We start from the raw sequence: 11199 nt of genomic DNA on the forward strand, positions 1-11199 counted from the left end.
ACGGGGCACGTAGGGGCGACCGGACGGGGCAAACCGAAGACGCAGCCAATCGGCTGAAAGGCGATTCTGCCCTTTCCTTTCGAACACGAAGCCGCCTGCGGGGCTTCGGCCTCTACGGATCGGGTTATTGGGCACGAAACCGCCTGTAGCGTCTTCGGCCTCTACGCGGATACTCCCCTTTAGAAAGGCATTTGTGTAAGTAATAGTATTGCAATACAAGTCAAAAAACACGAATACGACACGGGGAGGTGTCGGGCGGCTCATTGGCCGCGCAGCCGGGTTCCTCTTCGGGGACCTGAGCAAGGTCATCACCAACCTTGCCTTGGTGCGGCTGATCGGAGCGCTCGGGTTCTCGATCTCGATGCCGTTTCTGGCTATCTACCTGCACGAGGAATTGCTCGTCTCGATGACGCTAATCGGGGCGATGCTGACCTTATCGGGCATTGCCGGCTCGATCGGCGCGCCTATTGGGGGAGCGCTCTCGGACGGGATGGGCCGCCGCAGGCTATTGGTGCTGCTCCTGATCGGTAGAGCCGGGATGTTCTTCTTCCTCGGCTACCTGGTGGCAAGCCATAAGTCGTTCGGCTGGTTTTCGCTCTTCTACATTTTTGCGGCGTTGATGGGGACGTCGATCTTTCCGCTGATGGATGCGATGGTGGGCGACGTGACCGAGCAGGCACGCCGGAGTCACGCCTACGGCTTACTACGAATGGCGGGCAACCTTGGCTGGGCGATTGGGCCGGCGATCGGGGGGCTGTTGGTCGGCGCCGGTTATGCTTCGCTCTTCTGGGCGACGGGCTTGATGATCGTCGTATCGGCGCTGCTCGTCAAGTGGACCGTGCCCGAGACTCTGGCAAGCGGCTCAAGTTCACGCGAGGCTTACAATCCGTTCCGGATGATGGTTGCCGACCGGGCACTCTTGCTCTTTCTGCTCCTGCACATCCTGCTCGGGTTGGTGCGAGGCCAGTTGATTGCGACGCTCTCGGTCTATGCGTCAGGAGCGATCGGCCTTCCAAAGTCGTCTATCGGGTTGCTCTATATGATCAACGGCGGGATGGTAGCGACGCTGCAAGTGCTTGTGACGCGCTGGACGGCACGGCGCTCCGACCTGACGATGATGGGGCTGGCCGGGGTGCTCTACGGCGTCGGCTACGGCTCGGTCGGACTGGCAAACGGCTGGTGGGCGCTGGCGGGTGCGATGGCGGTCATCACCATCGCGGAGATGATTGAGATGCCGACGGCGGCGTCCTATGTCTCGAGTCTGGCTCCGGAGGGGCGGCTCGGTGGGTATATGGGAGCGCACAACCTGGCGCTTCACCTGGGCTGGACGACCGGCCCGCTGCTGGGAGGTCTGCTGCTCGATCATATGCCCGATCCGCAACCAGCATGGGCAATCATCGCAGCGGTGGCCGTGGTCAGCGCGGCGGGATTCAGGCTGCTGGGCAGGCCGGTCAAGGTTGCGGAGACAGGCGCTTGACATAGTTGGACATTGATGCTAACTTGTTAACGAGTAAACGACCTTTCTTTCGGTGACCAAGGAGACGCTCTTGTCAGGAAGAACAGGGACCACTGAGCCGTCCGTAAGGGTGCCGGGCGCACCCCACGGACGGCTCCATCATTTTTTAGAGGCTGCAATGAAAAAGATGCTGATGCTGATGCTTATGCTGATGTTGCCGGCAGTGCTGACGGCTCAGCCGAGGATCGAAGTCGAACCGCAGGCGATCGAATTTGGAGGAATGAATGGGGAAGTCGAAGAGAACATCCTCAACATCGCCAATACCGGCGACGAAATCCTCTTCTTCACCATCATACTTGAAATAATCAACGAGCCGGACGGGAATCGGGTCGATGATTGGGTCACGTTCGAACCAGATGATGGTGCATTGGCACCGGGTGAAGACCTCGATGTTGTTGTAACCTTGAGCCGGATCGGCCTGATCGAGGGCATCTACGAAGCCAACTTGCAGGTGCGGTCCAACGACCCGACTGAACCACAAGTCGATGTGAATGTCACGCTGCAGACTAACGGCATACCACCCGTGTTGATGCTCGAATGGGACGAGGTCTTCGGCTACCCCGACATCATCGACTGGAACCAAGGGTATCTGGACGTCTTTCCCGAGGTCAGGTATCCGGTCGAGTTAACGGTGACGAACGACGGGGACGAGATGCTGGCGATCGAGGACATTGTTGCGGATAACGAGGCATTTGTGGCAGAACCGAGTGCCTTCGAATTGGAGCCGGGCGCACAACGGGTGGTGACGGTGTCCTTCTCGGGCGAAGAAGTTGGCAACTATGAAGGGACAATGCACATTATCTCAAACAACGTAGACAGGGAGATTGCAATCCCCCTCCATGCTGTAGCGTCAGGGCCGCCCCGCTTGATCATCGATCCGATGTCGATCGAGGACGACATCGATATTGGTGATGTTCGCGAATACAACGTCTCGATCACAAACGGCGGAGAAGGCGCACTGCGCTGGGGCATTGGCAGAATTATTGTCATACGCGAGCCAGGGGGAGCGGAAGGCATCGAATGGATCACCGCTACCCGGGTGGAACTGGGACTGTTGATCCGGGTCAATTCGGCGGGCTGCCCGGAAGGACAGTATGAAGCGGATATTTTCATCACATCCAATGATCCGGCTCGGCCCGAAGCCATGATTGGGATGCTTTTTGACTTTTATAGACTTGGTGTGCCAGGTGGCCGATCCGCAAGTCCTCCAACGACATTGATCCTTGGAGTGCCCTTCCCCAACCCCTTCAACGGGCGGACGACGCTCTGGTTCGGGCTGCCGGCACCGGGCGAAGCGCAACTGGCGGTCTTTGACCTTACGGGCCGCGAGGTGGCGCGCCTTGCCGGGGGGCGGTTCGATGCCGGCTGGCACCGGGCGGATTGGGAGGCGCCGGGGAATATCGCTGCTGGGGTCTATCTGGCGCGGCTCTCCGGCAGCGGAGGGGAGGCGAGGGCGAAGGCGGTGCTGGTGAGGTAGCAGTGGGCAAGGGAGCAAGGGAGAAAGTCGGGTGGGTCGCGCGGCTCTGCGGCTTTGATGCGATTAGAATGGAGTGCGCCAGTTCAAGTTAATTAATCGTGGATTCCCGCCTGCGAGTCTGTCCGAGAATGTGAATTTGTGGTGTCAGGTGTCCCCACCTGACACCAATGATCTTTTATTTACAATAGTATACCGTCGGGTGAGGATACCCGACGGCACAAGTCTGTCTATTCTCGGACAGTCTTCTGTGCGGGAATGACGAAGGGTGTTCTTTAGTTTTTTGCGAGGGGATTATGAAACGGCTTCTTCTTACCACCCTATTGCTGGCGCTCGGTGCTAATGCCGCCATCGCCCAGCCGAGGATCGACCTACGCACCGAATTGAACAACGAATTCTGGCCCCCGATGTGGTTTCTGGTCGTCGGCAATGCGGGCGACGAGGCGCTGGAGGTCGAAGAGATCGCCATCGCCCCGCCCTTCTATCAGGTATGGAATCACGACCGTGCCTTTGCGGTCGCGGCGGGCGAGGAGGAATGGGTCGGGATCGATCACATCCCGGGCGAGGAATGGCCCGCCGTGGTCGCCATTACGGTCTCCTCCAACGACCCCGACCGCCCCGAGGCCGAGATCGTCGTCGATCTCCCCGTCCCGCCGCGGATTGTGGTCCGCATAGATGAAAACGGTGTCAACATTTCAAATGAGGGTGGGGCGCCGTTGCGCTTTGCTATCGAAATTGAGGTTGTCGCCGAGCCGGATGGCAACGACGAAAACATCCGCTGGATAACGGTGGATCCGTCCGAGGGCACTCTCGAACCTGGTGAAGATGTTGATATTATTGTAACATTGGATCAAGTCGGCCTCATCGGGGGCGAATACGAAGCCGTCCTCCACATCAACTCCAACGATCCCGACAATCCGCGGGTCGATGTCGATATCTTCTTCAGCGTTTTGGGCATAGCGGTGCAGGCAATCGAATGGGACGCCGACGCCGGCTTCCCCGAAATCATCGACTTCAACGGCGCCTTTCCAGACATGTTCGAACGCGAGTCGTATGCCGTTCCGGTCACCTTCCGCAACCCCGGCACAGCGGTGCTCGTGGTTGAGCAGATCGCTGCGAACAACGAAGCCTTCCGCGCCGAGCCGAACGGCTTCGAACTGGCGCCCCGCCGCGAATTGGAGGTCGATTTTATCTTCAGCCCGCCCGAGGAGGGCGAATACCAAGCCGCGATGCTGATAGAATCGAACGACCCCAACGGCAATCCGCTGCGCATCCCGCTGCGGGGCATCGCGCTGCGCCGCGACCCGATCCAGCCCCTTCCCGAGCAGTTCGAAGAGACACTCTTCGCCGGGGAGGTCGCCGAAATCGAAGCGTCGCTCTTCAACAACGGCGACGAGCCGCGGCGGCTGGCGCTGGAAGTGGAGCAGGTCCGCGAACCCGACGGGCAGCAGGACACGATCGAATGGCTCTCGGTCGCGCCCGACCGGGGCGAGGTTGAACCGGACGGCGAGTTCGTCTTCACCCTGACGCTCGATGCGCGGGACGCCGTGGATGGCGATTACGAGGGGATACTCCACATTCTTACCAACGACCCCAATGATCCGGATATCGAGGTCGCGGTGCTGATGCATGTATTTGAAATGGACGGGCCGTTCATTGCTTATGGATGGCCCGAAGCCTGGGGCTTTCCCGACGTGATCGACTTCAACCGGCGGTTCGGGGACATCATACCCGATTTCCCCTGCACGCTTGCAGTGCGGGTCTGGAACGGAGGCACCCGCCCCTGGCGATTGCTGGATGCCTTCTCGGACAACGACTTCTTCCGCGTCGAACCGGAGGAAATGGAACTCGCGCCCAGCGAAAGGCGACTCCTGTCGGTGATCTTTCAATCGGATGAAGCAGGGCTGCACGAGGGGACACTGATCTTCGTCGGCCGGGAGCGGTGGCTCAATGCCGAAATCCCGGCCCAGGCGCGGGTGACGAACCTCCGCCCGCCCCGCTTCGGCAGCGACCCCGCGCCGGGCGAACGGCCGATCTATTTCGGCATCACACGAGAGGATCGGGAAGAAGACGATAGGTGGGTGACTCGAACCATCTTGTTGGAGAATAGTGAAGCCCAAGGCGCAGCGCGGCTCTGGTGGAGCGTCGCCGAAAGACCGCGCCTCATATGGATCGAGCCACCGGAGGGTCTCATTGCCCCGCGCGGAGAGACCCAGGTGTCGCTCAACATTGATCCGCGCGACTTCCCCCGCGAAGCGCTGCCTATGGACGCCGAACTGGTGCTGCGCACGAGCGACCCACAGGCGCCGGAGGTGCGTTTCAACTTGCGCTTCTATCACCGCATCGAGTCCCTTTTCCGCGACTGGCCGCCCTTCGACGCGGAGGACAACCATTCCATTCTGATCACAGATTTCACCTTCCACGGAGAATGGGTCGATCCCGATTGGGAGATTGGCATCTTCACCCCGCGAGGACAAATGGCGGGCTGGATGCAAATGAACGACAACGGGCCGCCCTGGGGCGTCGCGGCATTCGGTGGCGACAACTACTTCCGGAATGGCGAGCCGATGGACTTCCGCGCCTACGATCCTCATTCCCGCATCGAATACCGCTGCCAGCCCGAAATCATCGAAGGTCCGGCGAACTACGGCGAGAACGACTTCACGATGCTCTCCCTCGACGCCGTTACCGGTCGGCAGGGGATCCCGCTCCGTCCGGGCTGGAACTTGATCTCGCTCAACGTCGTCCCGCCGGAGGAATTCTGGCGTCGCGAAGAAGGCCCCGATATGGTCCGGCTTCTTGCGCAGTTGGGCGACCGGCTCCTTCTGGTCAAGGACGAGTGGGGGCGGTTCTACAGCCCGCGCTTCGGCTTCAACAACATCCTCTTCTGGAATCTGACCGAAGGCTACCAGATGAAGATGAGCGAAGCGGCGGAACTGGTCATCACCGGCGAGCCGATCCCGCCCGACGCTGACATCCCGATCGCGAGGGGTTGGAATATAATCGCCTACTTCCCGGTCTATCAACTCGAAATGTCGGCGCCGGAGTTTCGAGCGATTTCGCCGATTCTTGACTTCGTCTTGCTTACCAAAGACGATTTAGGCCGGTTTGCCAATCCGCGCCTTCGGTTCTCGAACATGCCGCCATGGCAGCCCGGAAAAGGGTATCAGATCAAAGTAAGCGAGAACTGCGTACTGAACTATCCGGGCGCAAGGCGGATGATGGCGAAGAATGTCAATGTAAGAGATGACTGTGATGTCCACTACCAACCGGTGGAGATGACGGGGAGAAATATGTCGGTGCTGATCGATGGAAGATGGAAAATGGAAAATGGAACGTGCGAAATTGGAGCCTTCACGAAGGAAGGCCTATGCGTCGGCGCCGCTTCATTCCGCACTCTGCATTCCGCATTCCGCATTGGCATCGCCGTCTGGGGCGACGACCCAACCACCGAAGAGATCGACGGGGCGCTGGAAGGGGAATCCCTCACCTTCAAGGTGTGGGATGGTGCAGAAGAGAATCTGTTGGCGGTCGATTGGGCAGAAGGAAAGGGCGTCTATGAAACAGACGGTTTTGGATTGGGAAATCTCACCACAGAGGACACAGAGAGCACGGAGATTCCGGAGCGCTACGCGCTCTACGAGCCGTTCCCGAACCCGTTCAACAGTGCGACGACCATCCGCTTCGACCTGCCGGAAGCAGGGGCGGTCAATGTAGTCATCTACGACCTTCGGGGGCAACTGGTGGATCAGGTGGTTGACGGGCGTCTCACGGCCGGGACGCACCGGGTCGTCTGGAGGGCCGGTGAGTTGCCGGCGGGAGTATATGTTATTAGATTATCAACAGGAGACCTCGCACGGAGCGCCAAGGTGGTATTGATACGTTGACTTTATTGAGATTTGTGCCGGGGGGACGTCCTCGTCCCTCCGAACCAAGTTGTCGGACGCGGGCGTCCGCCAGTCACACATGAGGTAACCATTATGTTCCGACTAAAGAGCCTATTCGCCGCTATCCTGCTGGTCGCGACGCTGACCGGCGTCGCGACGGCGCGCATCCTGCGGGTGCCGCAAGATCATCAGCAGATTCAGCCCGCCATCGCGGATGCCCAGGACGGCGACACGATCCTCGTCCAGCCGGGCGTCTATACGCGGATCGACTTTCAAGGCCGCGCCATCACCGTCGCCAGTCTGATCCTCACCACGAACGACCCCGCCTACATCGACTCCACCATCATCGACGGCGAGAATGCCGGTCCCGGCGTCGTCTTTCGCACCCGCGAGCCCGAGACGAGCATCCTGCGCGGCTTCACGGTGCGCAACGGGATACAGGACTTCGGCGCAGGAATCGACTGTCAACGAGACACCCGGCCACGGATCAGCGATATGCGCATCACGCGCAACACAGCCCGGCAAGGGAGTGGTGGGGTTCACGTAAGCACTGGCGCGCGGCCGCGCTTCGAGCGATGCTTGATCGACAGCAATATTGCTCGCAGCAGCCCGGGCACCTACGGTGGAGGCGTTGGCGTTCACTTTGGTGGGCACCCCACCTTCGTCAATTGTCAGATCATAGGAAACGAGTTGATCACCGGCATAGGAGCGGGAGGAATTGGGCTCTATCAAACTGGCGTGACCTTGATTGACTGTGAAATCAGAGGCAATACGACGCAGAGCCAAGGAATCCCGATTGCGGGGGGGGTCTGTGTCTATTCAACTAACGCCGATACGGTGAGATTGCAGCGAACGGCGATTGTCGCCAATCGCTCCGTAGGTAACCAGAGAGCGTATGGTGCAATTAACATTTACCAGCCGCCGCGCCTTTCAATATTCGACCGTGTGCTCATCGCTGGAAATTCCTCACCAACTACTCCAGTGGTAGCCATTGCTGGCCGTGGCAGTTTCGACAATCTGACCGTAGCGAATAATGTCGCAGAAGATGGCGGTAGAGCGTTCACTCTAACGGGAACAGATCGGAACAACACGACAATAAGGAACTCGATATTTGTGGATAACAGCGGTTTATGCTACTTTGGCCAAGCATCATTCGACTACAACGATGTGGTAGGAGGACGGGATGCGATCGCCGAAGGCAATGGGTTCCTCTGGGGCGAGAACAACCTCGATGTCGATCCTCTATTTGCCGACTTTGACAATGGCGACTATCGCCTCCAGCCCGACTCCCCCTGCATCGACGCCGGAGACCCCGATTCCGAGCCTGATCCCGACGGGACCCGCGCCGACATTGGAGCGCTCTACTTTGGGCGCGAGGCTACGATGGAGGGATTCGTCATCGATGCGCGGACGGAGCAGAGGATCGATGGAGCGACTATCGTCCTGACCGGAGAACGTGACGGGCGCAAGGTAACCCGGTCGGACGACGAGGGCTACTACCGCTTCGATTTCATTCTTGAAGGGGAGCATATCTTGGAAGTCACGCGCCCCGGATATGCTATGAACCGCCTCGACAACCTGGTATTCGAACTTGACGACCGTTGGGAGTTCAACCTCATTTTGCATCAATCGGAGATGCGGCTCGAGCAGGCAGAGGTAAATGAACGGGTTGAACTCGGCGACAGTGTCGAGGTGGAATTGAACTTCAGCAATGCTGGGGATACGCTCCTCGAGTGGAGAGCGCGGCCCCGTCTGCGCGGCGAGGCGGGCGGCGAGCCGTGGTCGGTCGTTCGCTCCTATAATGTCGGAGCGGCGGTCAATGACGACCGGATCGAAGGAGTGGTGCTGGCCTGGGATGAGTTCTATATATCCGGTGCGGCGAGAGGTTTGCCGCATCAGGTCTATGTGATGAACCGCGATGGCGAGGTCGTCCGGCGCTTCAATCAAGTTGGCGAGTCGGTATATGGCATGAGAGATCTGGCGTGGGACGGCGAACTGATCTGGGGATCGGGCGAACGCGACGTCTTTGGCTACCGCCCCGACGGTGAATTGGTGCGCCGCTTCGCCGGGCCTAACAATCCCAACCATTTGATAACTTGGGACGAAAACCGGGGGGTCCTCTGGATCGGCATTATGGGGCAGAACATCCACGCCTACGACCGGGACGGCAACCGTCTGGACGGACTTGTCAACCATCAGGGACTGCGGATCAACAGCCTGGCTTATTTTCCCGACGATCCGGACGGTCACCCGCTCTACGCCCTCAATACGCCCGCGCTCGGTCAGCAGTTCATACACCGGTTCAATCCTGCAACCGGGGATACGCTCAGGGGAATCCCCATTGCGCTCGATGATGCTGCGCAATTCGGCGGCGCGTTCATCACCCGGGACTACGACCGGCATTACTGGTCGCTGCTGCACATCGCCAACCGGTCGCGCAACCGGGGCGGCGATCAGGTGCAGGTGCGGCTCATCACCGGCTTCACCGGCTGGATGGCGCTGAGTGAGGTCACCGGCGAACTGGAAGTGAACCAGCGCGGCAGCATCACGCTCGAGTTGACCCCCCTCGACTTCCGGGCCGGCGAAGTGCTATCCGGGGAGATAGTCTTTACGACCAACAACCTTGGCGAAGAGATCGGGCTTCCGATAACCCTCGAGATCGAAGGCGATGCCGGAGATCGATATCAGATCGGCTTCGCGCGCGGTTGGAATATGGTCTCGTCGCCGGTTCAGCCGGCCGAAGACGACGTCGTCGCGATCTTTGCGCCGCTGGTCGAAACGGGTCAGGTGCGCATCGTCAAGGATGGAAGAGGGCGGTTCTATATGCCGGAGCAAGGCTTCAACAACATCCCCCGGTGGGACGCGAGGGAGGGGTATCAGGTGCGGGTCGAGGGGATTTGCACCCTCGAGTTGCGCGGCTTACTGGCGGATGCGGCGACGCCGATTCCGCTCGCAAGGGGCTGGAATATGGTCGCCTACCTGCCCGACCGGCCGGCAGAAGCGCCGCTTGCGCTGGCGGGTATCGAGGAGCAACTAATCATCGCCAAGGATGGTGTCGGTAGATTTTACCTGCCGGAACAGGATTTCAATAACCTCGCACCTTTGCAGCGCGGTCAGGGCTATCAAGTGAAAGTGACCGAAGAGGTGGAACTCATATACCCGAATGCGGAACGGAATGCTAATGCTAATGCTGATGCTGATATCTTCTTCTCCGGTGGCTCCCCGATTTATCGGGGGGTTCCTACAACCTCCGGCAATTCCCCGAAACTTCAGAAAGCCGGTGACTCCCCGATATATCGGGGGGATGAGGGTATGGAGCCAACTCACTTCCAGCCGGTGGAGCGGACGGGGAGGAATATGTCGGTGCTATTCAATGGAAGATGGAAGATGGAAGATGGAACAGGGGAAATCGGGGTTTTTGCGGAGAACGGCTTATGCGTCGGCACTTCTTCATTCCACATTCTGCATTCTGCATTCCGCATTGGTCTCGCCGTCTGGGGCGATGACCCCACGACCGAAGCGATCGACGGGGCGCTGGAAGGGGAAACTCTCACCGTCAAGGTGTGGGATGGTACCAAAGAGACTCCGTTAGCGGTCAACTGGGTAGAAGGGAATGGCGTTTATGATTCCGACGGCTTTGAACTCGGATATCTCACCACAGAGGGCACCAAGAGCCCGGAGATTCCGGAGCGCTTTGCGCTCTACGAGCCGTTCCCTAACCCCTTCAACTCATCCACGAGGTTCACCTTCTCGCTTCCAGAGGCGGGGCTGGTGAAGTTGGGGATTTACGACATTTCGGGGCGTGAAGTGCAGTCGGGAACACGTCAGTTTGCCGCCGGAATCCATATTGTCGGATGGAAGGCAGAGGGTCTTTCTGCAGGAACCTACTTCGTCAAGGCAGAGGTAGGAAGCGCAGTCCATACGCAAAAGCTGCTACTCGTAAAGTAATGCATCGGATTATTTTCTGGGTGGGGATGGCGCTTGTCGCCATCCCCACCATCGCTCTCGGGCAGCCTGATACGGTTTGGACTGCATCCATTCAAAACGTAGATAGGCCGTCTTCAATAGTCCCATTTCTGGCTCAAGAAGATGGATTCAACATTTGTTGCACTGGTTATGCAAATGATGTAACTGGATATGATTTTCAGTTAATTAGAACTAACGCTTTTGGCGTTGTGGAAGGACGCCGATTCTTTACGGCGATTCCGGATAGGCGAATCGCCGAATCGGTGCGTGGCGCAAGCAGGATGCCCGACGGCGGGTTTGTCATGGTGGGTAATGGAATTTTGAGACTTAATCCTGAATTTGAAATTCGATGGTTC

General features: G+C 58.9%; 5 protein-coding genes. All 5 read left to right on the forward strand.

The window, feature by feature from the left end; all coding sequences use genetic code 11:
• Window positions 1-202: 202 nt before the first annotated feature.
• Window positions 203-1477 carry an MFS transporter gene (locus FJY67_09360; protein MBM3329659.1) on the forward strand — a complete coding sequence of 425 codons (1275 nt, stop codon included), beginning with the start codon at window positions 203-205 and terminating at the stop codon, window positions 1475-1477.
• A 157-nt stretch (window positions 1478-1634) separates the two neighbouring features.
• On the forward strand, window positions 1635-2993 hold the full coding sequence (locus tag FJY67_09365; GenBank protein ID MBM3329660.1) for a DUF1573 domain-containing protein: 1359 nt from the start codon (window positions 1635-1637) through the stop codon (window positions 2991-2993).
• A 293-nt stretch (window positions 2994-3286) separates the two neighbouring features.
• Window positions 3287-6877: a T9SS type A sorting domain-containing protein gene (locus FJY67_09370; protein MBM3329661.1), complete on the forward strand. Its 3591-nt coding sequence runs from the start codon at window positions 3287-3289 to the stop codon at window positions 6875-6877.
• 93 nt (window positions 6878-6970) lie between these two features.
• Window positions 6971-10825, forward strand: a complete 3855-nt coding sequence (locus FJY67_09375) for a T9SS type A sorting domain-containing protein (GenBank protein MBM3329662.1) — start codon at window positions 6971-6973, stop codon at window positions 10823-10825.
• On the forward strand, window positions 10825-11199 hold a 375-nt coding region (locus tag FJY67_09380), incomplete at its 3' end, for a hypothetical protein (GenBank protein ID MBM3329663.1). The genes FJY67_09375 and FJY67_09380, both read left to right, overlap by 1 nt.

It is taken from the genome of Calditrichota bacterium, assembly GCA_016867835.1.
Taxonomy (GTDB): domain Bacteria; phylum Electryoneota; class AABM5-125-24; order Hatepunaeales; family Hatepunaeaceae; genus VGIQ01.

Coding starts and splice junctions, on each gene's coding strand:
- FJY67_09365 (MBM3329660.1), top strand. CDS start 1,635: ATGAAAAAGATGCTGATGCTGATGCTTATGCTGATGTTGCCGGCAGTG.
- FJY67_09370 (MBM3329661.1), top strand. CDS start 3,287: ATGAAACGGCTTCTTCTTACCACCCTATTGCTGGCGCTCGGTGCTAAT.
- FJY67_09375 (MBM3329662.1), top strand. CDS start 6,971: ATGTTCCGACTAAAGAGCCTATTCGCCGCTATCCTGCTGGTCGCGACG.